The following is a 24,703-nucleotide window of genomic DNA, read 5'->3' on the forward strand; positions in this document are numbered from 1 at the left end:
AATACTATCAGTATTTATTCAATTTGATCCGCCTGAGGCGGACAAATTTTCAAATTTCCAAATTTTCAAATTAACAACTACACCTGGTGAATCACACTCTCTTTCAGGAAAGGATGATATTTCGGAACCAATGGTTTTTTTGTCAAAGCTTTACCTACACCCAGAATCATCATACCCACAAATAAACTCAGTATACCAAAATCGAACCAGCCAAGGGTTACATGTTCTTTAGACAGACTTCCCATTACCATCTGGTAAAAATCGATCCAATGTCCAAAGATGATTAATACTGCCATAAAAGTGATCAATGTGTAATTTCTTTTGGCTGAACGCTTCATCAGGATCAACAAAGGACATAAGAAATTGATGATCAGGTTCAGGAAGAAAATACCTTTATAAGGACCCTGTACCCTGTGTTTGAAATAAACAGTTTCTTCAGGAATGTTTGCATACCAGATCAGCATATACTGTGAGAACCAGAGGTAGGTCCAGAAAATAGAGAACGCAAACATGAACTTGCCAATATCGTGCAGGTGTTCCTGTGAAGTAAGTTCCAGGTAACCTTTATTTTTCAGGTAAATCACCCATAAAGCTACGAGCGACATACCCGATACAAATGAACTGGCGAATGTGTACCAGCTATACATGGTAGAATACCAGTGTGCATCGATACTCATCATCCATAACCAGGGAACAGTAGAACCAACAGTTAAGGCAAACCATACTACGAAGAGAGCAGCACGGATGGTATTTCTCCAGATAAAGCTCGCGCCTTTCTCGGCATCCATTGGTGCCTCATCGGCCTCACTGCTCAGTTGACGCATTCTCCATCCCAACAGGCTCCATAAGCCAATGGTGAGGGTAGTCCAGATAATAAAGAATACAGGATTCAGAAAACCAGCTTTGCCTTTCAGGATCGGATCGTTGGCAACCGCTTCGCTGTCTAACCAATGATAAATATGGTGTTTATGACCTAAGACTACATAAATCAATACTGCAAAAGTGATGGCACCAAATATGGGTACCATGGTAGAAATGGCTTCCGGAATACGGCGGAATGATTGCTGCCATCCACCCATAGCCATCGTAGTAACGCAGATAAAGAACATACTGGCATTACAAACCAGGGTCCAGAAAATGGTATTATACATCAGTGTACCCCAGAACTGAGTCTGCTCATGTTCATCGGCGCTGAAACCCTTGATCACCAGACCTGCGATCAGTGCCACCAATCCTACTCCAATCAAGGCATAGGACCATGTTTTCATTTTGCCGGGTATCTCAAATTGCGTTTTGATAGATGCCATTTTTATTCTTTTAATCTCTCCGGATTAAAATCCGGAGCTAGGATTTAATACTATTTATTTTGTTGCTGCAGGTGCTGACGTAGCTGCTGCTTTTGCTTCTTTTTGTTTGTTCTTGATGTATTTAATCACCATCCAGCGTTGTTTACGGCTTAATTGTGATGCATATGAACCCATCATATTTTTACCATAAGCAACAGAATAGAACATTTGTCCGTCTGGCATTGATTCATATTTCGCATCTCCTACCAATGTGGCGGGTTTTGCAATATATGGACCCTCTCCTCCTTTGTACAAAGGACCGTTACCATCCAGTTTGTTACCATGGCAGATACCACAATTAACCTGATACAGACGTTCAGCTTCAATAGTCTCTGCCTCACTCATAGAATCAACAGGGTTGGGTACTGCACGAGATGCATAATAATTGGTGGTATCACCTGCCGCATCTTTGGCAATATGAAATGGCAGTTCAGCACCCCTGGCCATTGTTCCCGCAACAGGCATTGCTGTATAGTGAATGCCTTTTTCAGTCAGGTTACTATGATCTGCATAGGTTTCATAGGCACGGCTGTATGCCATATCAGGCATATAAATGGTACCTGGTGTACGCTTTACATCGCTACAGGCTACAATGGTTGTGGCAGTGGCAGCAACAGCTATGATCAATAATTTCTTCATCTTCTTAGTATTCAAAAATTAAGCAGCAACGATTTCTTTGTTTTCAAACATCATTTCGTCTTTGTCGTAACGACCTAACCACCAGCCTTCCTCAGCTACCTGAACATCTGTTTCTACAGCACCATTGCTGCTCAGGAATGCTTTCAGGTCTTCAACGTTTGTTTTATCGGTACACTCTATCACCATTACAAACAGATCGTCTGTTGCACGGGGATGGAAATGATGCTTTTTTACAAAAGGAGCCAACTGACAGAGGTAGCAGAAAGTAAGTACCATACCTACCGCTGCAAACAATACCGTTAACTCGAATATGATGGGTACCCATGCCGGCAAAGCGAAATGTGGTTTACCACCAATATTCAGCGGCCAGTCGAGGGTAAAAATCCAGCTGATGCAACTCAGGGCTGTTGTGGTACCGGTAATACCATAGATAAAACCTGCAGTATGCAAACTGGTTTCTCTCAATCCCAGTGCATGATCCAATCCGTGTACCGCAAATGGTGTATACACATCATGAATCTTGTAACCAGACGTGCGAACTTTTTTCACCGCAGGAAACAATACTGCTTCATCATCAAAACAGCCTACTACGAATTTCTTTTTTGCCATGTTATATTTAATTAGACAATTTGGAAATTTGGAAATTTGGAAATGAACATGTGTTTATTTCCTATAAATTCCAAACATCAAATCATCATTTTCAAATTTCCAAATTTTCAAATTAGCACATTATCAATGGTGCGCCTGTTCATGTACAAAATCTTCCAGCTTCTGCTCTTCAATATTGCCCATTTTGTTTTTATATCCTTCACCGGTTGTTTTCAGTACATACTTGATCTCTGCTATCGCAATTACCGGGAAGTATTTGGCGAAGAGGAAGAAACAGGTAAAGAACAAACCGAATGTTCCTGCATAGAAACCAACTTCCCAGATAGTAGGACTGTAGTATACAGACCAGCTGGAAGGAAGGTAATCGCGGTACAATGAGGTAACGATGATTACAAAACGTTCGAACCACATACCAATGTTCACGATAATACTCATGAAGAAGGTTACGAACAGGTTTCTTCTCATTTTACGGAACCAGAATATCTGCGGGCTCAGTACGTTACAAGCCATCATACCCCAATAGCTCCAGCCATAAGGACTGAACAGGTAAGCACGGCTGTACCAGAATGTGTAACCTTCATATTTGTTCTGGCTGTACCATCCCATGAATAACTCAGTGAGGTAAGCCACGCCTACTATAGAACCCGTTAATACAATTACTTTGTTCATCGCCTCAATGTGACCAATCGTAACATAGTCTTCCATCTGGAATACTTTACGTACAATCACCATCAGTGTTTGTACCATGGCGAAACCGGAGAAGATGGCACCTGCAACGAAGTATGGCGGGAAGATGGTGGTATGCCATCCTGGGATTACTGATGTAGCGAAGTCGAATGATACGATGGTGTGTACCGAAAGTACCAGTGGTGTACTCAAACCGGCGAGTACAAGAGAAAGACTCTCATGACGCTGCCAGTGTTTGGTAGAACCGGTCCAGCCAAAAGATGCAATACCATATAAACGTTTACGCAGCTTAGTGAAAGCACGGTCGCGAACGGTTGCAAAGTCAGGAATCAGACCAGAATACCAGAATAAAAGAGATACAGTAAAATAAGTTGAGATGGCAAATACGTCCCACAACAGTGGTGAGTTAAAGTTTACCCATAAAGGACCACGTGTGTTAGGATAAGGAAGTACGAAGAAAGCCATCCAAACACGACCCATGTGGAAGATGGGGAACTGACCCGCACACATTACCGCAAAGATGGTCATCGCTTCAGCCGCACGGTTCACTCCTGTTCTCCATCCCTGGCGGAACAGTAAAAGGATCGCAGAAATCAATGTACCTGCGTGACCAATACCTACCCACCATACGAAGTTGGTGATATCCCAACCCCATCCGATGGTCTTATTCAGGTTCCACTGGCCAATACCATAAGTTACCTCACGGTATACACTATACACACCAAACAACAATAAGGCAACAGAAATATAGAAACCGATATACCACAATTTAGTGGGCTTGGCTTCAATGGGTCTCACGATGTCTTCAGTTACCTGATGGTAATTTTTGTCACCGTACACCAACGGTTCCCTGAGCTGTGATTCGTACTTTAAATGCATCTGGTCTTTTTTTGGTCCATGGGCCAGGGTTAGTGGTCCATAGTTATTTTAGATCTTTTTAGTGAGTAGTGAATAGTCAGTAGTGAGTGTTTCATTCAGCTCACTACTGACTACTCATTACTCACTCTATGCGTGTTCTGCTTCTTTTTTTGCTTCATGCTTTCCTTCACCATGCGCCGATTCTGTATTACGTACTTTGGCCAAGTAAGTAACACCTGGTAATACATGCAGTTGCTCGAGCACATAAAACTGACGGTTCGGATTCTCTGTTCTCACCATGGTGATGGCGCTATGTTTATCATTGGCATTACCAAATGTGATGGCGTTGGTTGGACATGCCTGCTGACAGGCTACTTTAACATCACTGTCAACCAATGGTCTGCTGTCTTTCTTCGCTTTCAGTTTGCTTTCCTGTAAACGCTGTACGCAGAATGAACATTTCTCAATCACACCACGTGAACGTACTGTAACATCAGGGTTCAGTACCATTCGGGTAAGATCATCATTCATGTTCATTACCACATCATTTACATGACCTTCCTGGTTATTCGGGAAACTGTCTGAACCAGTATAATCAGCCCAGTTAAAACGACGTACTTTATACGGACAGTTGTTGGCACAATACCTTGTACCGATACAACGGTTATAAGTCATCTGGTTAATACCTTCTGAACTGTGGTTGGTAGCAGCCACCGGACAAACGTTCTCACAAGGAGCATTGTCGCAGTGCTGACACATGAGTGGCTGGAATACTACATTCGGATTATCCATATCGCCACTGTAATAACGGTCGATACGTAACCAATGCATTTCATGACCGCGTAATACTTCGGGTTTACCTACTACAGAAACGTTGTTTTCTGCATTACAAGCCACAACGCAGGCTCCACAACCATTACAGGTATTCAGGTCAACACTCATACCCCATTTAATGCCCGGTCTGTCATAAACCGGATAAATGGTACCCTGACTTTCAAATTTCTCCAGTCCACCCCATGGTTTCAACTCATGATCACGCTCTTCACGAATTTCGGTTGGATGTTTTTTATAATCAGCCAGTGTCAGTTCTTTCATTACCTCGGTACGGTTACCCTGTGTGGTATCGTAACGGTTATGTGTTTGTGTTAAGGCAACAGGATATTTTTCACCTGTTACAGTAATCTCAACGCTATTATTACTGTAGCTCACCACACCATTGCTGAGTGTAGCCAGCGGGAAGGCATTTTTACCAACACCTGCTGCAGCTTTACCAATATTATTGCTACGGCCATATCCTACGGCGATACCGATGGTATCAGGATGTGTACCGGGTATGATTAATACAGGCAATGAAATTTCTTTACCAGCTACAGAAACCTTCACTACTTTTTTAGGAGGATTTACTTCATAAGCATCTGCCTGACCACCATTGTTCAGGTCAATATCTAAAATGGTTCTGGCCAGCGCAGGAGATACAATTACGTAGTTATCCCAGGTAGCGCGTGTAACCGGATCAGGTAATTCCTGTAACCATGGGTTCGAAGCACCCTGGCCTGCACCGATACCTACTTTTTCGTAGAGTACCAGTTCATATTTACCACCTTTTTTACCTGAAGTAGCAGCGGCAACTGCAGCACCTACAGCGGCACCACTAAAGGTTCCGGGTTTGGTAGCCGATTCGCCTATGCTGATCACACCATCCTGCAGGGCTTTATCCCAGCCAGATTGTCCGCCCAGTTTAGCGCTCCAGAAATTTTTCAGGTAAGCGAGATAATCAGAAGTATTACCACTCCATTTCAGCAGGCTGTCTTGCCACTGACGGGTTTTAAATAAAGGATAGATCGTAGGCTGAATGAAAGAGAAATGACCTGTTTTTGCTTCAGCATCACCCCAGCTTTCGAGGAAATGATGATCAGGAGCAACAATCTTACACAGTTCAGCAGTTTCATCCACTTTAGCAGCAAATGAAACAGTTGTTTTTACTTTTTTCAGTCCTGCTTTAAATTTCTCCGCATCATACCATGTATAAGCAGGATTAGCGCCATAAACGAGAAGGGTATTCACCGCACCTGCATTCATGTCTTCTACCAGTTTCACAAAATCTGCATCTACACCAGCACGCTGGTGATCGAGCACACCCCAGTTAATGGTAGTTCCACCGGCACCGATGGCATTATTGATAGCATTTACTATCACCTGAATATTTACATCATTGCTTCCGGCCACTACTAATGCAGCGCCTTTATTTTCATTCAATGCTTTGGCAGCTTTTTCGATACCTGCTTTCAGTTTGGCATCGCTGATACCACTAACACCCTGACCATTTACTGCGCTTAATAAAGCAGCAGCGATAGCAGCGGTTTCAGAAGGGCGATGCAGGTATTTTTCATCGGCATTAGAACCGGTCATGGAAGCAACAGATTCGAAATGAATATGCTTGCTCATGCTTGGGTTCTTCTCATCAATTTTTTTACCTGCTGCGTATTGTCTGGCAAATTCAACCGGGCTCAGCCAGGTTCCGAGGAAATCGGCACCCAGACTCACAATGGCTTTTGCATTTTCGAAATGATAAGAAGGAATGCCACGAACACCATAAGTAGCTTCATTGGCCTGAATCATAGCGCTGTATGAAACAGCATCATATGTTACATGGCGGCTACCAGGATATTTAGAAAGAAATTCTGCAATTACAGCTTTGGTAGAAGGAGAAGTAACGGTGCTGGTAAGAATTACCACATTACCTCCAATACCCGCAGCAACCGCTTTATCAACCGCCTCAAAAGTTACTTCCTTACCATCGATGGTAGGAAAACGTAAACGGGCTGTATCATATAAATCCAACACAGCAGCCTGAACACGGGCAGATGTACCACCTTTTGTGATCGGACTGAGGTCGTTACCTTCAATTTTAATGGGACGGCCATCGCGCACTTTGGCCAGGATACTTACCACATCACCATCCTGAACATAGGTAGTAGCATAGTAGTTGGAAATACCCGGAACAATATCCTCTGGTTTATTGGCAAAGGGAATGGCTTTCTTAACCGGCATTTCGCAACTCGCAGCTACAGCAGCAGCGGCGGTGCTAAAGCCCAGGTATTTCAGAAAGTCTCTGCGGGGAGCAGCAGTTTCCATGAAGCTCTTGCTCTCATCAGCTACAAATGGAAGCTCATCCTTGAATTCGTCTTTTACTTCTTTATTGTAAGCCTCAGACTGATTCAGCTCTCCAAAACTTTGCCAGTACTTTTTTTCCATCTTGTTAATTTGAAAATTTGGAAATTTGGAAATTTGGAAATGGATTATTTCCGCTTAAACTAATTTCCTTTCGTTACAATTTCAATATGTCAATTTGAAAATTTGTGAATTTGAAAATTTGTGAATTTTCAACCCCCAATCCTCATTTTTACCGCTTGCTTAGTCATTATTGTTTTAAAAACCGAAGGTTTTGAAAATCTGAACCTGCTTCATTTTCTCCAAATGAGTCCTGCGGACAAATTTCCAAATCTCCAGATTTCCAAATTTAATAGTGACATTTCTGACACTCAGTTCCGCCAATCGCTTCCACAGTAACACCTTTGGTGCTATCCATTTTCCCACTCTTCAGGTCCTGATGGTATTTTTCATAAATGCTATAGAAACCATTGTCTTTAAACTGTACCTGTGTTTCGCGGTGACAGTTGATACACCAACCCATGCTCAGGTCGGAAAACTGTTTTACTTCACCCATTTTCTGGATTTCACCATGACAGGTCTGACACTCTACTTTACCTGCTTTTACGTGTTGTGCGTGGTTAAAGTATACATGATCAGGCAGGTTGTGAATACGAACCCACTCAATTGGTTTTGCTTTGGAAGGATCCCAGGGTTTACCGGGCTCAAAACCTGCGTATTTATATAATTTCTGGATTTCTGCTGTACCATTTACTTCTTCTCCAGACTCAGTATACATTTTTTCGCCACCGTACTCATTGATCGACATATGACAGTTCATACACACATTCACAGAAGGAATAGTGGCTTGTTTGCCCTGGTATACACCGGTATGACAGTACTGACAGTTGATCTGATTGATACCGGCATGTACTTTATGTGAGTAGTAAATAGGTTGTTCGGGCTGGTATTCTTTGCTACGACCCAGTGCCATAGCACCTTTTGAAGTGAGATAACCACCCACTACAAATAATACCACAGTAATCATAGCGATATAACTCTTGTTTCTCCAGAAAGGAACAGGCTCAACTGAGGCATGACCTTCACGCTCATCGGCCAGTTTTTTCAGGTTGGCATTCACCTGCAAGAGAATAAGGGCAACCACTGCCAGAATAAGGGTGAGGATACCAAATAATAAGGTATTGTCGCTTTCAGAAGCGGCTGCAGCATTGGGGTCTCCTGCCGCGGCACCGGCAGCTGCGCCTGCACCAGGGGCTGGAACAGAGCCGATATATTTCAAAATGGCACCAATTTCTTCGTCAGTCAGACTGGGAAACTGGTTCATCGCAACCTTACCCCATGTATTATAGAGGTCATTAGCGTACTTATCGCCTGTTTTCAGGAAAGCGGCACTATTCCTGATCCAGGAATAGAGATTGGCTTTATTGGGCCAACGATCTTCCACACCCGCAAGGGCCGGACCAGTAGAAGGCTTATGTACGGCGTGACAGGTTCCGCAATTCGTATTGAAGAGGGTTTTACCATCTTGCGCCGAAACTGTATTCACTACTGAAAAACCCAAGAAAAGGAGTGCACTGAGCAGGCAGGTCTTGGTTATGCGTCTAAAAGATATCATATACACAAACGTGGTTCTTGGTGTGGAAAAATATCCGTGAACGGCTGCAAAAATATGACACGATGCTGACAAAAACCAAACCTTGCGGATTTTTTTTTATCCTTATCTGGCTTGTGTTTCAGCGAATTGGCGCATATAAGGCATGACGAATGTCATACTTTTAAACAAATTCATTGAATGAAGTTCAAAATCATAAAATTGATCTTCATGCAAACAGAGAATGTTAGAAACAAGCCACAGATTCACAGATTAAAAAAGAAATCTGTGAATCTGTGGCTAAAAAATCACCTATCGCAATTTTCCTCCCCTTTTTATCGCATTTTTGAGCCATGTTTCGTCGCCTGAAAGAGAAATGGGGTTTAAACTGGCCCCGGTTTATACTGGTTTTCACCACTTTTGCCCTCGGCGGCAGCCTTTGCGGCTATACCGGCAAACGTATTATAGCCCTTTTACCCGTCGAAAAAGGGGTTCTCTTTTATATTATATATATACTACTTGTAACCCTTATCTGGCCCATTTGTGTGTTAGCGGTCAGCATTCCCATGGGGCAGTTTCCTTTTTTTAGAAATTATCTCATTAAAATGTGGCGGAGAATCACAGGGAGAAATGTGAAGGGTGAATGGTCAATGGTGAATGGTGAAAGTGAAAAATCAAAGGGGAAAGGGGAAGAAGTAGTCCATGGTCCATGGTCCATGGTCCTCCGACAGGAGTCCTTTGGACATGAGCTACCCTCAAATCCGACATCCGAGATCCGACATCCCAACATCCGCATTGCTCTTTTCGCCTCCGGCGCCGGTTCGAATGCTGCCAAAATCATAACCCATCTAAAAAATCATTCCACCATACAGGTTTCTTTGGTGGTTTGTAATAAACCCGGAGCCGGTGTTATTCAGATAGCAACCGATAATAATGTTCCGGTACTGATGATTGAAAAGGAAAAATTCTTTCGCGGCAACGCATATGTAGATGAGATTAAACAGCGCAGTGGCATTGACTTTATTGTATTGGCTGGTTTTCTCTGGAAAATACCTCCGGCACTCATAGAAGCCTACCCCAACCGTATCATCAATATACACCCAGCCCTACTGCCAAAATATGGTGGCAAAGGCATGTATGGCATGCATGTTCATGAAGCTGTAATTGCAGCAGGCGAAAAAGAAAGCGGTATTACTATTCATTATGTAAACGAAAAGTTCGATGAAGGCGAACACATTTTCCAGGCCCGCTGCGAAATAACAACAACCGATACGCCAGAAACCCTGGCGCAAAAAATTCACGAACTGGAACACAGGTATTTTCCGCAGGTAGTTGAGCAGGTGGTAGTACAGTCCGAAAGACCGGAAGTCCGGAAGTCCGGAAGTTGAGGAATTCAGGTATCGCAAGCACCGTTATTATCTATTACAAAAGAATTCATTACCCGAGAACACATCTTCGGACTTACCGACTTCCGGTCTTTCGGACTTCTCACCTGCTTCGCTTGCAAATACCAATTATTCTTCCGAAATTTAAGAATAAACAGGTCTTATTCATCGCCAGGCATTTTCCGATCGCATGAGGTAGTACAGTTTTAACAACACTAAAACCTTTCGATATGGAAACCGGAACTTCCCCTTACCAGTACAGTATGGCCACCCGTGGCATATTGGGTGGTTTATTCGTAGGTATCGGCACTACAGTCATCAATCTTGCATTTGATCTCATTTACCGAAAGGTAACGGGATATGAATTTGCAGAGTGGGTAAACATCAATTCCATTATTTATTTTACCATACCTACGCTTATTGCTGCGGGCATTGTATATGCAGCTATGGTAGAGTACCTGAAAAAAGGTGCTATGCTTTATACCTTACTCTGTATTTGTCTTGTAACCATTGTAGCATTCATTCCCCTCGGTCCTAATATGATGCCTACCGGCGATCCGTTACCTGCCAGCGCCAGAGGACTTACCCTCGGCGTTGAAATCATCACCGGCATCTCCGGTTGTTTCGCACTCCCTTATTTTGCCAAACACCCGGATGTGTGGGGCTGAGAAAATAAGGAATAGGAAACATGAAATAAGAAATCAGGAAGTGGAATACTCCTTTACTTTCTCATTTCATGTTTCCTATTCCTTATTTCTTCTTCTTTATTCCTACAGCTCTACTCTTCGCATTTCTTCTGTGGCAGATTTCTGGCGGGTTGTTTTGCTGTTTTTGCCGAAGCGATAGGAGAAGGATAATGTGAACACACGGCTGTCTCGTCTTACAATAAAGTATTCTTCTGCATCTTTAAAATCAGTCAGCCCCTCCATCCAGTTTGTTTTAAAAATATCGCGGGCAGAAAAGCGCAGTGTGCCATTGTTTTTCATTACCGGCATCGATAAGCCGGCATTTAATTGACCGAATGGGTACAACAGTTCCTGTAAATCGTTACGTGATCGACCTGTATATGAACCCGAGATTTCACCACTTATTTTTTTACTGATTCGAAACTGATTGTTCATATTCAGTGTAAGTTGTGAAACATCGGAGCGATAATTGTTCCACACATAACCAATCAGTTTTTTATAGGTATAAATAGCTTCCGTATTCAACGACCACCATTTGGCGGGTTTAATGGTAAGCATTGTTGAAAAAGTATAGTTGTGCATACGCCCTACATTACCCTGTGTGTACACCAGCGTACCATCAGGATCGGTTAGAAACAACTGCGAGAAATAATCTTTGATGAGTGAATAAGAGAACGTTGTATGCAGCAACTGTTTATACTGGTGCGATAATTCAAAGTTCCAGGTAAACTGTGGTCTGAAAAAAGGATTGCCTCTTTCGAGTGTGTATTTATTGATAATGTTTACAAATGGATTTAGTCGCTGAAAATTGGGACGGTCAATACGGCGGCCTACAGAGAATGAAAATGTATGTATTGAGTCTGCTTCCCAGGTAACAAAACCCGATGGAAAGAAACCATCATAATTTCTGCTGAACGAAGAATCCTTTACCACAATATTACCCAACTGGTGCGCATCGTAATGTGTGTATTCATAACGCAGGCCAGCCTGTACTGTCAGCCTCTTAAACTTTTGTTCATACATACCAAATGCAGCGTGTATTTTTTCACCATAAACAAAATGGTTGCTCTTCGCATAGTCTGGTCGCCATAAACCGTTGTTAACACTTACTACATACCCAGCATCATTGTCGGTATCGATCTTCGAAGTTTTAACACCAGCTTCCAGCTTCCCGTTTCTTCCCATATCCTGTGTATAATTACTGTTCACAGAAAATATTTTGATGAAGGAAGGAATATTACCCAATGTACCAATGGTATAACCCTGTGCACCGGGCCGGTCGCTCTGAAAATATTGTTCATTGTTTAAATCGTATCGTGCTGCATCGGCATCGATGGTTAGTTGTTGTGTTTTCGAAAGTTTGTGACGCGAGCCGATACTAATGGCACCAGTTGTAAACCTGTTCTCCGAATTAGAAGACGTATATATAGAAGAATCGATGGTTCTGGATGGCGATAACCAGTCAGCAGTAGCTGTGTTACGGGCTTTACGGTTGATGAGTGAACCAGAGAATGAGAATACAAAACTGAGTTTATCAGTTGCCGCAAATTCAGTTCCATATTTAATGGTATTGTTCAGGTTCGTGTTATTGAAAAAAGTAGGCTGTTCAAGAATGGCGATAGGGGATCTCGCTGCATCAAAATAGGTGCGCAGTGCATAGATGGGCATTCTTGTTTTGGCATAGTTAATACCGTAGGAGAAATAATGAATCCATTTATTCTTCCTGTAGTTGAGTAAAAGAGAATTATTGGTACGCGGATGCATCCCCATTGCAGCAGCCATGGTAAGATTACCATTAAAGCCGATCTGTTTTATTTTCTTTGTTTTGATATTGATGATACCTGAATTACCGGCTGCATCGTATTTAGCAGATGGACTTGTTATCAATTCTATTTTTTCAACCTGCGAAGTATTCATCGAACTGAGCAGACTGATCAAATCGGCTCCCTGCAGGTAAGTAGGTTTATCATCAATCAACACCAGTACACCCGATTTATTCCGAAGGCTGATACCGTTATTACGGTCGATCATTACACCTGGCGATTTCTCCAGCAGCTCTACAACGGTGGTGCCGTTATTGGTGGGCGAGGCATCGGGATTTACAATCAGCTTACCCTGCTCACGCTGAATAAAAGGTTTGGATGATTGTACGGTAACCTGTGCCAGTTCAGAAACAATTGGCTTTAGTTTGATATCAAGATACAGGTCTGCATTTGCAACCACTACATTCTTTATTCGCTGAGGTTCATACCCTGTAAAAGAAGCGGCAATTTCATAAGTACCAGCTTTCACATTCGCGATAAGGGCTTCGCCATTTTTTTTACTGATGGCAGTACCTGTTTTATTTTCTTTCTCAAACAAATCCACCACAGCACTTTCTATTGGCAGTTGTTTTTCATCTGAAACTTTGATGATGATATTATAATTCTGCGCCAACAAAGTTGTTGAAGCAACAAAAACACCTAGCATTAAACCAATGATTCTTTTTTTCATACCCTGCATAGAAATATCCTGTTTGTTTTTACAGTTAAGTAGCAAAACAAATATCATTCAATTAAAAGGCCCGGAGAGCAGAAGATAGACCATTGTTCCTAATCCATGATATATGGTAGAAGCGAAGCCAGCAGGCACCCTGGAGAAGTTTCAGACCTGTCGTTTTCTTACATTGCACAAGCAGCAATGAAAATAAGGAACAAGGGACAAACAGCAAGAAACAAGAAAGTATATAACTTCTTATCTCATTTCTTGTTTCTTGCTGCTTGTCCCTTGTTTCTTGCTCCTTATTTCTTTCTCCCACAGCTATTGATGCCGAATATGGAATAGAGTGGGCAAAAACTGATGACTGATGTTGCCAGAAATACGCCTCCCAGCACCACTAATACAGTTCCCCAGGTACCCGTTATAGTTCCCGTAAAATAAAGGGCTGCAAATACCAGTGCGAGTATTACCCTGATAATTCTGTCTGTGTTTCCCATGTTTGTTTTCATATAGAAAGATTTGAATTACTGCTACAAGGTATGATTGCCTGGGCATTAATAATATGACTTTTGTCACACGGTATTGGAACCACAGAGTTTCACGGAGTAAAACACGGAGTTACACAGAGGTATAACTACAAACTAATAGCCAAATTTATTTTAAACCCTCTGTGCCACTCTGTGGTAAAAAATCACCTATTCGCCTTTCTGCTCAGTCAAACACCTATTTTTTGCATATAATTCAGCGCTTACTTTTATATTCGACATTATTCACCATCCCAATTACTGCTTACTATGAAAAAAATCATGCTTGGTTGTGTTGCCATTTGTATGGTAACAGGACTAATGGCCCAAAGACCTGCCGGAACAACCCAGGGCAATACAACAGGTAATGCGCCTGTATCAGCCGGCTCCAATGACCCGAGAGTAGCTTCATTCAATATCCCTTTTAATCCGGATGCTACTGTTACTTCAGAACATGAAGCCACCATCAAAGGCGTTCGTGTTCCCTATAAAGCTACTGTGGGTACCATGCCCGTTTGGGATAAAGACGGCAAAATTGAAGCCGGTGTATTTTTTACCTATTACGAACGTACCGATGTAAAAGACAAAGCCACACGTCCCTTACTCATTTCTTTTAATGGTGGTCCGGGTACAGCTGCATTGTGGATGCAGATTGGTTATACCGGTCCACGTATCCTCAATGTAGATGATGAGGGTTATCCTGTTCAACCCTATGGCATGAAAGATAACCCGCACTCAATTTTAGATGTGGCAGATGTGGTGTATGTTGATCCTGTAAACACCGGTTTCTCACGCCCCATCAGCAAAGACATTCCTACCACCCGTTTCTTTGGTGTACGTGCCGATGTGCAGTACCTCGCTGAATGGATCAACACATTTGTTACCCGCATGAACCGCTGGGCATCCCCCAAATACCTGATTGGTGAAAGCTATGGTACCACACGTGTTTCAGGACTGGCACTCGAATTACAAAATGCACACTGGATGTTTCTCAACGGTGTAATACTTGTTTCACCTACTACACTGGGTATTGAAAGAAGTCCGAGAGAAGCGGCTGCATTGCGTTTACCTTATTATGCTGCTACTGCATGGTACCATAAAAAACTACCTGCCGATCTGCAGAAAAAAGACCTGACCGATATGTTGCCCGAAGTAGAAGCATTCACCATGAATGATCTTATTCCTGCTATCAACAAAGGATGGTTACTCGACGACACCAAACGCAAAGAGATCGCCGCTAAAATGGCGCGCTTTTCAGGTATCAATGAAAAAGTAATTCTGCAGAATAACCTCGATGTGTCTACCAGTTTATTCTGGAAAGAATTACTGCGCGATCAGGGCTTTACTGTTGGTCGTCTCGACTCACGTTACAAAGGCATCGATAAAAAAGATGCGGGTGAATCGCCTGATTACAATTCAGAACTTTTATCCTGGGAGCATTCATTTACGCCAGCCATCAATATGTATTTACGTGAAGAACTGAAATACAAAACAGATCAGCGTTATTATGTATTCGGACCCGTTAACCCATGGGATCGTACCAACGACAGAACAGGCGATAACCTGCGTACTGCTATGGCCGAAAACCCATTCCTGCATGTACTTGTACAGTCTGGTTATTACGATGGAGCCTGCGATTATTTCAATGCCCAATACAATCTATGGCAGATGGACCCCAGCGGTCGCCTCAAAGACCGCATGAGCTGGGAAGGCTACCGCAGCGGACACATGATGTACCTGCGTAAAGAAGACCTCGAGAAAAGCAATGATAATTTAAGGAAGTTTATCAAGAAGAGCATTCCGAAACCTGGTACACCGGCGAAATACTAGGAGGATTTTTTGATGTCGGATGTCTGATATTTGAGTGAGTAGTCAATAGTCAGTAGTGAGTAATAAGTTTTCGAAACCACTCACTACTGACTACTCACTTTCCCCTCACTCACTACTGACTACTGACTACTGACTACTCACTTCACTACTCACTATTACAATTCCCGCTCCATATACACCACTCCCGGCAAGGGATTTTCATAATAAGCATTGATGATTTCAAACCCATACTGTTCATATAAACGGATGGCAGGTTGAAGGCGATCGAGTGTATCGAGACGCATTTTAGTATAACCCATGGCTTTGGATGCTATCAGCAGTTCTTCCACCAGTTTGCGGCCGATGCCATATTTTCTGAAAGCGGGTTGTACATACAATCTTTTCATTTCGCATACCCCCTTTTCTGATAATGGTTGTAGGGCAATACAGCCAACTGCTTTATCATTCCAGTAAGCAAGAAAAATAACACCCTTGGGAGGTCCATATTTTTCCAGTGGATGACGCACTTCAGCATCAAAACTCTGGAAGCAGAGGTCTTCCTGCAATTTTGCCGCATACTCCAAAAAAAGCAGCCGCACGGTTTCCAGTGCGGCAGACTCAGATGATATTTTTAAGATGCGAAGCATAGGAGGATTTTTTTGATGTCAGATGTCAGATTTGGCACTATGCTACATCTGCCATCTGACATCTGACATCAAATATTTTACCCCGGAACCCGCGAAATATATTTCTCCACTTCCTTAATCTGATCCACCACCTGTTTGGTAGTTGGTTTGCAGGCTTTGGCTTTGCGGAAGAAATCTTTGGCGGCGCGGAATTCTCTTTTGTTCATGAATATCTGGCACATGGTGAGATAAGCCACGGCTTCACTTTCTTTATCAGGAATACCGGCACGGATGGCGGCACGGATATAATTTTCACCCTGCTTCAAATCGCCTTTCTGCATAGCCATCATACCTAATTGTAATTTATTGGCGCCTTCTGCTTCGGGCATGGGCGACCCCAGTTCTGTACTTTTCTTCAGGTGTTTTTCGGCTGAATCAAAATCCTGCTTCATCATGGCCAGGTTGCCCTTGATGGTATAATAGGTAGACCGAACAGGTTTGTATAAGAGATTGGGGAACCAGATACCATTTAATATCCGCTCCACTTCTTCAATATTACCCGATTCCATCGGTTCCTGTATGAGACGCAATGGGCCTATAAAAAAATGACTGAGTAAACCGATCAGTGCTACAAAATAAATAGGAAATGTGGGCCAGAAACCCGTACCCGTCATATTAAGTGCCACCCCACCCGCAATCAATATCAGGCTGAGCCAGAAGCGGTATTTAATGATAATATTGTAAAATTTCATAGACGGCAAATATAGGAAGGAATGGCAGATGTCGGATGGCAGATGTCAGATATGGCACTGTGCAAAATCTGCCATCTGACATCAAAAATCATTCCTTCGCATCATTCACTTCAATCCAATACCCATCCGGATCGCGGAACCAGATCTGGTGAACACCGTCAACACGGGTGGTAACGGCGCCGGTTTTACCGTTTACATCTTCATATACAATGCCTCTTTGTGTGAGTTTGCCGATAAACTGATCGATGCTGGATACACTGAAGCAGATATGGTTATTCTTATAATATTCTTTTTTCGCCGGTGCCCCAGCAATTACATGCAATGCCATGGCCGGACCAATTTTAAACCAGGCATGTTTACCCAGTTTAAAGGGTTCGGGCAGGGTATCGAGACCCATCACATCCCGGTAGAAGCTGGCCGACTGTTGTAAGTTGGTAACATAGAGGGCAATATGGTTGAGCTGTATTCGGGGAGTATTGTCTTGTGCCATGGTACAGATGCTGATGCCAAGAAGGATCAGTGAAAAAAGGGTTTTACGCATGTAGTTTACTTGATTTACTAAAATACTCCATTTCCTGCCTCCAAAAATCCCGAATCCCCTATTTTTGCCCTCCCGTGGGGGGAAGCTGTTAGCATTTAGCCATTAGCCATTAGCTTTGAATACAGTTCTTATAAATAACCAGATATATTAAAATACCGCAAAGAAACCTGGACATTGGATATTCGATATTCCTCTGTTCATCATTTTTGCTGGTCCCGTAGTTCAATGGATAGAATATCCCCACAGTACTGCGGGGACTAAACTTTGAATACAAGTTCTTATAAAAAACAGAAAATTGGACATTGGATATTTCTTATTCCTCTGTTCACCATTTCTGCTGGTCCCGTAGTTCAATGGATAGAATAGAAGTTTCCTAAACTTTAGATACAGGTTCGATTCCTGTCGGGACTACAAAGCCCGCTTCTAAACTTAGAAGCGGGCTTTATTATTTATTTTCCGCAAGGGTATCCGTATGGTATAAGAACCCTTGGTAAAATTTACCTTTTTTTGAATGTTGCTGGGAAATCGTCATCACGGTGCCGCCAATACCACATAATACGTCTTCACCACTCCCTTATAATCAAACTTCACCACCGCTTTTCCTGATAAGCTTGCGGCTTGTGTTACCGATATTTTTACAGAAGCGTTATTCGATGATGCCGCTACAACAGGTATGGTTGTTGTACCTGCAGGCAGCGTATAACTTGCTTCATATTCACCATAACCAACAAGCCCATTCGTATTGTTCGACCGAACAGGTGTTTCAGAAAGAGCAAGTGCTGTTCCGTTCACGGTAATGTTTACCGTGGGTGGAACGGGTCGTATAATTTTCTTTTTTATTGAACTGAAACCCAGTCCCTGCAAATCGAAAAGCAATTCAGTTTCTGCACCTTCGGCTACCAGGTAAATAGCATGCTTTTTATCTAAATGATCTACAAAAGCAGCAACATCAATTGTGTACTGTGTGCTTTCCTGTTTGGCATTTTCAGGAACAATAATTTCGCCGATCTTTTTTCCTTTCCATGTTTCATTATCCCATGGACCATCCAACCAAACATTTACTTTAAACGATTTGCTTGTTTTGGGCGTAAGGAAAAGATTAAATGCTGTTTTGTTTCCCTTCCTGGTTCCTTCAAAAGCAGGTAAGCCTTTTTCAGTTCTGGCATGACCACCAAAACCAAAATATTTATAGCCGATGATATGTCCGTTTTTCACTTTGGTAATGGGCATATGGTTATCCCATATATCCCATGAATCCTGTTGAATACTGTTATCGGAAAGATAAGCGGCATAACCTGCAGAATAATAGCGGTAAGGATCAAGCCCATAAAAATGAAAACCTTCCGATGTTACTTCAGCACCCTTGTATTCTTTTCCTGCACTGTCTTTCACCACATGTATTTTATCCGGCGCATAAGGATCAAATGCCCGCAGGTACACCATTCCGCCTTCCGATACAGGCTTTTCATCCCAGCTAACTGAAATAGGCGCCACCATTGCCTGACGCGCAAAACCAAATCCGCGCGGTGGCCGGTGATAAAACGCATACCACTGCCCGTTGATTTCCTGAATACTGCCATGTGTATTATGGCCTGCATTGGTGGTTTGAATAGCAGTTCCGTTTTTATTCAATACAGGTGCACGGGAATCTACCAATACACCACCACTCTTCCACGGACCCAATGGCGAGTCGCCCACCACATAACGCAAAGTAGAGTTAGAACTTCCTACGCCATATTCTGGTCCGGAATAACCACTGTAAATAGACACAAACTTATTGCCCACTTTACGAATAGAGGAGGCTTCAAAAAAATTGAATGTACCCAAATCTTCCCCCGGATAAATCTGCGGATACACAGTGCCCTGCGGATCACGTAAAGTGCCATAACGTGAACTGGCAGGCAGAAAACGGTCGATGATTTTGGTGCCGGGTCTGAGTGAGTACATGGTGTTCTGATCTAACTGCGCTGCGAGTGATCGCTGAAAGCCCCAGTAAGCATAGGCACGAAAACCAATTTCATAATCAGGATCTTTCGGGTCGGTCACATATTCTATATATACCGCAGGGTCGAATCCTAAAATACTACCGGGTACGGTACGTTTACCGTCTTCGGTAAGGTTTACGGGTGTAAAAGGTCCGTCGGGGCGATTTGATTTTGCCACCAGTGGCTCTCTGTTAGGGCCACGGCTATGCGGATAGAGATAATATTCTTTCTTGCCATTTTTCCTTTTCACTTCTACCAGATCGGGCGCATACATTACATCCCACTTGTCTTCCGACTGATAGGTGAATACAGCGCCTTCATCGCGCCAGCTCGATAAATCTTCTATGGGCGCAGACCATATTCTGATATCAGGACCACAATAACTGGTAAAACGTAAATCGTGCGAGCCTATAATATAGGCGCGGAACTTGCCGGGTTTATCAGGATCTTCAAAAACCCTGGGCTCGCCATCGGGCAAATGCTCCCATAAAGGCAGGTAGGGATTGCCCATGGCCCGGTGAATAAAACGCTGGTTTACTTTACTACCTGATGTTTCATTTTTCTGCGCCTGTATTCCGCCTGGGGCAAGCAGGAGCATCGCCATACATGATAAAATCACTTTTGTGATTTTCATGACAGGTTGTTTCTCTTTCATGATCGTTCATTGTTTGTAGCGTTTTAGTGAATGGAATATTTGTGGTTGACGATAAAAATAAGGTTTATCGAATAAATAATTGTCACTATTAAGTTTATTGTTTACCAAAGCCTCTATCTAAAACGATAGCATGGTCTTCTATTTTTTTCGTGGAAATACGCCAGAGAGAAAATCAACCCTCCTGTTCTGAAAGATTTTTTTGCAATAACGAATAAAATTTAGACCAAAATCAATCACTAATCTCCACCACTTTTTTATTCCTCAACTGTTGCATGGTTTTAGGTACCATTTGCAACACTTCATCCTTTAATGTCTGAATGAGTTTGGTTTTAATATGATCGCGATGGGTTACCAAACTCACTTCTCTCGCCGGACTCGGATCTTTTAACCGCTTCACCAGTTTCATCTGCGTTTTGTTGAATTCAATTACCGCCAGCTCAGGAAGTATGGTGAGGCCGTTGCTTTTATCTACCATCCGTTTCAGTGTTTCAATATTTCCAGTGGCATATTTAAAATGCAGGTCACCGCTTTTGCGCAGCTCACATAAATTCAATACCTGTGAGCGGAAGCAATGCCCTTCTTCCAGCAGCCACAACTGGTCGGGGTCTATATCATCGGCCAGCACATATTTCTTATCATACAAAGCATTCTTCCTCGACAGATATACAAACAGCTCTTCATAAAACAATACATCTTCACGTATAGATGGGTCTTTTAAGGGTGTAACTACCAGCCCGCAATCGAGCCGGTTATTTTTCAGTTCATGTATTATTTCTTCTGTAATGGTTTCCCTGATGACCAGTTCGAGTTGCGGGTATTTTGCACGTACCTGCTTAAACAGCGTTGGCAACAGGTATGGCGCCAGTGTAGGAATGATGCCAATGCGAAGTTCACCCGTCATCACATCTTTTTCATCATTAATCAATTGTTTGATCATTCCCGATTCACGTAATACCACCCTTGCCTGTGCAATAATTCTGGCGCCTATTTCAGTAGGTATAACAGGCTGTTTCGTGCGGTCAAAAATTTTCACACCCAGTTCTTCTTCCAGTTTTTGTAACTGCATACTCAGGGTTGGCTGGGTTACAAAACATTTTTCTGCTGCCAATATAAAATGCCGGTAGGTATCTACCGCTACCATATATTCCAATTGTGTTAGTGTCATAGATTAAATCTATATTATCATAAAGATAATCAATTTGAACTATCAACTATTTAAGTGTAATCTTGCTGCTCGAACAACACCCGTTTTCATCATCCAATAACCTTATAAAATAAATCAATATGGAAAATAATGCCAATGGCGACATCAGCAAATGTCCTTTTCACAACGGCACCCTGAAACAGGCTGCCGGCGGTGGTACACGCAACCACGACTGGTGGCCCAACCAACTTAACATTAACATCCTCCGTCAGCATTCTGAACTGTCTGACCCAATGGATCCCGATTTTGATTATGCTTCTTCATTTCAGTCGCTGGATTATGATGCACTGAAAAAAGACCTGACCGCTTTAATGACCGACTCTCAGGACTGGTGGCCGGCAGATTATGGACATTACGGTCCATTCTTTATCCGAATGGCCTGGCACAGTGCAGGTACTTACCGTACTTATGATGGTCGCGGTGGTGCCGGTGCCGGCATGCAACGTTTTGCGCCATTGAACAGCTGGCCCGATAATACGAATCTTGATAAAGCCCGCTTACTCTTATGGCCTATCAAACAGAAATATGGAAAGAAAATTTCCTGGGCTGATCTGATGATACTGGCGGGTAATGTAGCACTCGAATCAATGGGCTTTAAAACTTTCGGTTTTGCCGGTGGCCGTGCAGATGTTTGGGAACCAGAAGAAGATGTATACTGGGGCAGTGAAAAAGAATTTGTTGCCAGTCACAGAAACCCTGAAAGTCTTGAATCACCTTTAGGTGCAACGGAAATGGGATTGATTTATGTTAACCCTGAAGGACCCGGTCGTAATCCTGATCCGATTCTTGCAGCAAAAGCCATCCGCGAAACTTTTGGTCGCATGGCCATGAATGATGAAGAAACAGTGGCTTTGATTGCTGGTGGACATAGTTTTGGTAAAACACATGGTGCTGCAGATCCGGGTAAATATGTTGGTAAAGAACCAGCCGCTGCCGGTATTGAAGAACAAGGTATGGGCTGGACAAATACTTACGGATCTGGCAAAGGTGCCGATACCATTACCAGTGGACTGGAAGGTGCCTGGACCACCACTCCTACGCAATGGAGCAATAATTATTTTGAAAACCTTTTTGGTTTTGAATGGGAGCTGACCAAGAGTCCGGCAGGTGCCCACCAATGGCAACCCAAAAATGGAGCAGGTGCAGGAACCGTTCCTGATGCACATGATGCTGCCAAGCGCCATGCGCCATTTATGCTTACTACCGATCTCTCCATGCGTTTTGATCCGGCTTATGAAAAAATTTCAAGACGCTTCTATGAAAATCCTGATCAGTTTGCGGATGCATTTGCCCGTGCCTGGTTTAAACTTACCCATAGAGATATGGGACCACGTGCGCGTTACCTCGGTAAAGAAGTTCCTGCTGAAGAACTGTTATGGCAGGATCCCATACCTGCTGTTACGCATGAACTGATTAATGAAGCAGATATTGCAACACTGAAAAATAATATACTGTCTTCGGGTTTATCCGTATCAGAACTGGTCTCAACTGCCTGGGCTTCTGCTTCCACCTTCCGTGGATCGGATAAGCGTGGTGGTGCCAATGGTGCCCGCATACGTTTGGCTCCTCAGAAATTCTGGGAGGTAAATAATCCGCAGCAATTGTCGAAAGTGCTGGGTACGCTCGAAACCATTCAGCAATCATTTAATGCCAATGGGGGTAAGAAACAGGTATCGCTTGCCGACCTGATTGTACTCGGTGGTTGTGCCGCTATTGAAAAAGCTGCAAAAGATGCCGGACACAATATAGCTGTTCCATTCACCCCTGGTCGTGCCGATGCTTCACAGGAACAAACAGATATTGAATCGTTTTCAGTACTTGAACCACAGGCCGACGGTTTCCGCAATTACCTGAAACCAAAACAAATGGCTACTGCAGAAGCACTATTAATTGATAAAGCACAATTACTTACACTTACAGCACCGGAATTAACGGTACTGGTAGGTGGATTGCGTGTACTCAATACCAATTATAACCAATCGAAGCATGGCGTATTCACAGATAAACCTGGCGTACTCACCAATGATTTCTTTGTAAACCTGCTCGACTTTAGTACCATATGGTCTGCTACTGCCGATAGTCACCAGCAGGAATTTGAAGGACGTAACCGTACCAATGGACAGGTTAAATGGACCGCCACACGTGCCGATCTGGTTTTTGGTTCTAATTCAGAACTCCGCGCTATTGCCGAAGTATATGCCTGTGCAGATGGCAAAGAGAAGTTTGTAAAAGACTTTGTAGCAGCATGGAATAAAGTGATGAACCTGGATCGTTTTTAAACTGATCAAACTTTTATCAGTATTTGAAAAAGGGTGGCATATTTGATATGTCACCCTTTTTATTGACCGACGTACTTATCATCCATCCGCCTGCTAATCTTCACTTGTTTTTAGCATAAAACGACACCGGTTAACCATTTTTCAAAAAAATATTTGGCAGTATAGAAGCTATTCGCCTAATTTTGCCTAACAGTGTTAGATTTTAAACCATATAAGAAAATTGTCCAGTAAGGATCGCATACAAAAGATTAAGGAAGACACGAGGCATAATATACTTCGTGCCAGCCTTGATATTGTGAAAGAGGAGGGCTGGGGTGCACTTAGTATGCGTAAAATTGCCGATAAGATAGATTATACAGCACCGGTTATCTATGAATACTTTAGTAATAAAGATGCCATACTCAAGGAGTTAACCAGAATTGGTTATGTAAAACTTGCCGGTAAAATGGAAGAAGCCAGGGAATTGAGTACCACGCCGGAAGGTCAACTGGAAGCCATGTGGCTGGCTTACTGGCATTTTGCTTTTGCTTACAAGGAATTATACCAGGTGATGTATGGGGTGGAAATGAATTGTTGTTCAGTCGAAAATACTTGCCCTGATTATGATCGCCCGATGAATATGCTCTGGGATAAAATTGAGGAAATAACACCGGCTGAAAAACGCTCGGAAGAATATATTGACCGTAAATACTACTCTTTCTGGAGTGTGGTTCATGGATTGATTTCGATAAACCTTACTACCCAGATTAACCGGGATGAACTAAACCGGGAAGTACTGAAAGATGCCATCAGCGGACTTATAAACTCTATTAAAAACTGATAAAACACAAATACATGAAGTAAGCAAAGCAGAAAGTACTGAGTACTTTTTTTTAACC

The 24,703-nt window shown here is 42.8% G+C and carries 18 protein-coding genes and 1 tRNA gene; 6 read left to right on the forward strand and 13 right to left on the reverse strand.

The window, feature by feature from the left end:
- Nucleotides 1–77: 77 nt before the first annotated feature.
- From KXJ59_RS13750 to KXJ59_RS13775, 6 genes are all read right to left on the reverse strand, one after another.
- Entirely contained in the window at nt 78–1,307 is a 1,230-nt protein-coding gene (locus tag KXJ59_RS13750; RefSeq protein ID WP_295205773.1) for a quinol:cytochrome C oxidoreductase, read from the reverse strand.
- A gap of 54 nt (nt 1,308–1,361) precedes the next feature.
- On the reverse strand, nt 1,362–1,985 hold the full coding sequence (locus KXJ59_RS13755) for a cytochrome c (RefSeq protein WP_295205776.1): 624 nt from the start codon (nt 1,983–1,985) through the stop codon (nt 1,362–1,364).
- 18 nt (nt 1,986–2,003) lie between these two features.
- Nucleotides 2,004–2,594, reverse strand: coding sequence for a DUF3341 domain-containing protein (locus KXJ59_RS13760; RefSeq protein WP_295205778.1), 591 nt, complete (start codon nt 2,592–2,594; stop codon nt 2,004–2,006).
- Nucleotides 2,595–2,717: 123 nt separating this feature from the next.
- Nucleotides 2,718–4,160: an NrfD/PsrC family molybdoenzyme membrane anchor subunit gene (gene nrfD, locus KXJ59_RS13765; protein ID WP_295205780.1), complete on the reverse strand. Its 1,443-nt coding sequence runs from the start codon at nt 4,158–4,160 to the stop codon at nt 2,718–2,720.
- Between the two features lie 126 nt (nt 4,161–4,286).
- Nucleotides 4,287–7,394, reverse strand: coding sequence for a TAT-variant-translocated molybdopterin oxidoreductase (locus KXJ59_RS13770; RefSeq protein ID WP_295205781.1), 3,108 nt, complete (start codon nt 7,392–7,394; stop codon nt 4,287–4,289).
- Nucleotides 7,395–7,659: 265 nt separating this feature from the next.
- Nucleotides 7,660–8,925 (reverse strand): c-type cytochrome, encoded by a 1,266-nt coding sequence (locus tag KXJ59_RS13775; RefSeq protein WP_295205786.1) that lies wholly within the window; start codon nt 8,923–8,925, stop codon nt 7,660–7,662.
- Between the two features lie 329 nt (nt 8,926–9,254).
- Here KXJ59_RS13775 and purN point away from each other — a divergent pair, with 329 nt between their 5' ends.
- Both purN and KXJ59_RS13785 read left to right on the forward strand, forming a co-directional pair.
- Nucleotides 9,255–10,289 carry a phosphoribosylglycinamide formyltransferase gene (purN, locus tag KXJ59_RS13780; protein ID WP_295205787.1) on the forward strand — a complete coding sequence of 345 codons (1,035 nt, stop codon included), beginning with the start codon at nt 9,255–9,257 and terminating at the stop codon, nt 10,287–10,289.
- A gap of 227 nt (nt 10,290–10,516) precedes the next feature.
- Nucleotides 10,517–10,954, forward strand: a complete 438-nt coding sequence (locus tag KXJ59_RS13785) for a hypothetical protein (RefSeq protein ID WP_295205788.1) — start codon at nt 10,517–10,519, stop codon at nt 10,952–10,954.
- 102 nt (nt 10,955–11,056) lie between these two features.
- Here the strand turns inward: KXJ59_RS13785 and KXJ59_RS13790 are convergent, their stop codons facing one another.
- Complete coding sequence (locus tag KXJ59_RS13790; protein WP_295205789.1) at nt 11,057–13,465, reverse strand: TonB-dependent receptor; 2,409 nt, start codon at nt 13,463–13,465, stop codon at nt 11,057–11,059.
- Between the two features lie 287 nt (nt 13,466–13,752).
- Nucleotides 13,753–13,959: a DUF2892 domain-containing protein gene (locus KXJ59_RS13795; RefSeq protein ID WP_295205790.1), complete on the reverse strand. Its 207-nt coding sequence runs from the start codon at nt 13,957–13,959 to the stop codon at nt 13,753–13,755.
- A 285-nt stretch (nt 13,960–14,244) separates the two neighbouring features.
- Between KXJ59_RS13795 and KXJ59_RS13800 the strand changes: the two genes are divergently transcribed.
- Nucleotides 14,245–15,804 carry a carboxypeptidase gene (locus KXJ59_RS13800; protein WP_295205791.1) on the forward strand — a complete coding sequence of 520 codons (1,560 nt, stop codon included), beginning with the start codon at nt 14,245–14,247 and terminating at the stop codon, nt 15,802–15,804.
- 155 nt (nt 15,805–15,959) lie between these two features.
- On the opposite strand, the gene KXJ59_RS13805 is transcribed toward KXJ59_RS13800, so the two are convergent.
- The 3 genes from KXJ59_RS13805 to KXJ59_RS13815 form a co-directional block, all read right to left on the reverse strand.
- The gene (locus tag KXJ59_RS13805; RefSeq protein ID WP_295205792.1) at nt 15,960–16,430 is read right to left on the reverse strand and encodes a GNAT family N-acetyltransferase; all 471 of its coding nucleotides are present in this window, start codon (nt 16,428–16,430) and stop codon (nt 15,960–15,962) included.
- Nucleotides 16,431–16,507: 77 nt separating this feature from the next.
- On the reverse strand, nt 16,508–17,161 hold the full coding sequence (locus KXJ59_RS13810; RefSeq protein ID WP_295205793.1) for a hypothetical protein: 654 nt from the start codon (nt 17,159–17,161) through the stop codon (nt 16,508–16,510).
- 88 nt (nt 17,162–17,249) lie between these two features.
- Nucleotides 17,250–17,702, reverse strand: coding sequence for a VOC family protein (locus tag KXJ59_RS13815; protein ID WP_295205794.1), 453 nt, complete (start codon nt 17,700–17,702; stop codon nt 17,250–17,252).
- Between the two features lie 339 nt (nt 17,703–18,041).
- On the opposite strand from KXJ59_RS13815, the gene KXJ59_RS13820 reads away from it, so the two are divergent.
- A tRNA-Arg gene (locus KXJ59_RS13820) sits at nt 18,042–18,113 on the forward strand.
- Nucleotides 18,114–18,233: 120 nt separating this feature from the next.
- On the opposite strand, the gene KXJ59_RS13825 is transcribed toward KXJ59_RS13820, so the two are convergent.
- Both KXJ59_RS13825 and KXJ59_RS13830 read right to left on the reverse strand, forming a co-directional pair.
- Nucleotides 18,234–20,321 carry a hypothetical protein gene (locus KXJ59_RS13825; RefSeq protein ID WP_295205796.1) on the reverse strand — a complete coding sequence of 696 codons (2,088 nt, stop codon included), beginning with the start codon at nt 20,319–20,321 and terminating at the stop codon, nt 18,234–18,236.
- A 250-nt stretch (nt 20,322–20,571) separates the two neighbouring features.
- Entirely contained in the window at nt 20,572–21,507 is a 936-nt protein-coding gene (locus KXJ59_RS13830) for a hydrogen peroxide-inducible genes activator (RefSeq protein WP_295205798.1), read from the reverse strand.
- A 119-nt stretch (nt 21,508–21,626) separates the two neighbouring features.
- Here KXJ59_RS13830 and katG point away from each other — a divergent pair, with 119 nt between their 5' ends.
- Together katG and KXJ59_RS13840 are read left to right on the forward strand one after the other, a co-directional pair.
- Nucleotides 21,627–23,825 (forward strand): catalase/peroxidase HPI, encoded by a 2,199-nt coding sequence (gene katG, locus KXJ59_RS13835; RefSeq protein WP_295205800.1) that lies wholly within the window; start codon nt 21,627–21,629, stop codon nt 23,823–23,825.
- 220 nt (nt 23,826–24,045) lie between these two features.
- Complete coding sequence (locus tag KXJ59_RS13840) at nt 24,046–24,645, forward strand: TetR/AcrR family transcriptional regulator (RefSeq protein ID WP_295205802.1); 600 nt, start codon at nt 24,046–24,048, stop codon at nt 24,643–24,645.
- Nucleotides 24,646–24,703: the final 58 nt, after the last annotated feature.

It is taken from the genome of Sediminibacterium sp., assembly GCF_019264485.1.
Lineage (GTDB): Bacteria > Bacteroidota > Bacteroidia > Chitinophagales > Chitinophagaceae > Sediminibacterium.

Excerpts from the sequence above, each read along its gene's own strand:
- KXJ59_RS13795 (WP_295205790.1), bottom strand. The coding sequence starts at position 13,959 with ATGAAAACAAACATGGGAAACACAGACAGAATTATCAGGGTAATACTC.
- KXJ59_RS13800 (WP_295205791.1), top strand. The coding sequence starts at position 14,245 with ATGAAAAAAATCATGCTTGGTTGTGTTGCCATTTGTATGGTAACAGGA.
- KXJ59_RS13790 (WP_295205789.1), bottom strand. The coding sequence starts at position 13,465 with ATGAAAAAAAGAATCATTGGTTTAATGCTAGGTGTTTTTGTTGCTTCA.
- KXJ59_RS13805 (WP_295205792.1), bottom strand. The coding sequence starts at position 16,430 with ATGCTTCGCATCTTAAAAATATCATCTGAGTCTGCCGCACTGGAAACC.
- KXJ59_RS13760 (WP_295205778.1), bottom strand. The coding sequence starts at position 2,594 with ATGGCAAAAAAGAAATTCGTAGTAGGCTGTTTTGATGATGAAGCAGTA.
- KXJ59_RS13825 (WP_295205796.1), bottom strand. The coding sequence starts at position 20,321 with ATGAAAATCACAAAAGTGATTTTATCATGTATGGCGATGCTCCTGCTT.
- KXJ59_RS13775 (WP_295205786.1), bottom strand. The coding sequence starts at position 8,925 with ATGATATCTTTTAGACGCATAACCAAGACCTGCCTGCTCAGTGCACTC.
- nrfD (WP_295205780.1), bottom strand. The coding sequence starts at position 4,160 with ATGCATTTAAAGTACGAATCACAGCTCAGGGAACCGTTGGTGTACGGT.
- KXJ59_RS13755 (WP_295205776.1), bottom strand. The coding sequence starts at position 1,985 with ATGAAGAAATTATTGATCATAGCTGTTGCTGCCACTGCCACAACCATT.
- KXJ59_RS13815 (WP_295205794.1), bottom strand. The coding sequence starts at position 17,702 with ATGCGTAAAACCCTTTTTTCACTGATCCTTCTTGGCATCAGCATCTGT.
- KXJ59_RS13785 (WP_295205788.1), top strand. The coding sequence starts at position 10,517 with ATGGAAACCGGAACTTCCCCTTACCAGTACAGTATGGCCACCCGTGGC.
- purN (WP_295205787.1), top strand. The coding sequence starts at position 9,255 with ATGTTTCGTCGCCTGAAAGAGAAATGGGGTTTAAACTGGCCCCGGTTT.
- KXJ59_RS13750 (WP_295205773.1), bottom strand. The coding sequence starts at position 1,307 with ATGGCATCTATCAAAACGCAATTTGAGATACCCGGCAAAATGAAAACA.
- KXJ59_RS13810 (WP_295205793.1), bottom strand. The coding sequence starts at position 17,161 with ATGAAATTTTACAATATTATCATTAAATACCGCTTCTGGCTCAGCCTG.
- KXJ59_RS13830 (WP_295205798.1), bottom strand. The coding sequence starts at position 21,507 with ATGACACTAACACAATTGGAATATATGGTAGCGGTAGATACCTACCGG.
- katG (WP_295205800.1), top strand. The coding sequence starts at position 21,627 with ATGGAAAATAATGCCAATGGCGACATCAGCAAATGTCCTTTTCACAAC.
- KXJ59_RS13770 (WP_295205781.1), bottom strand. The coding sequence starts at position 7,394 with ATGGAAAAAAAGTACTGGCAAAGTTTTGGAGAGCTGAATCAGTCTGAG.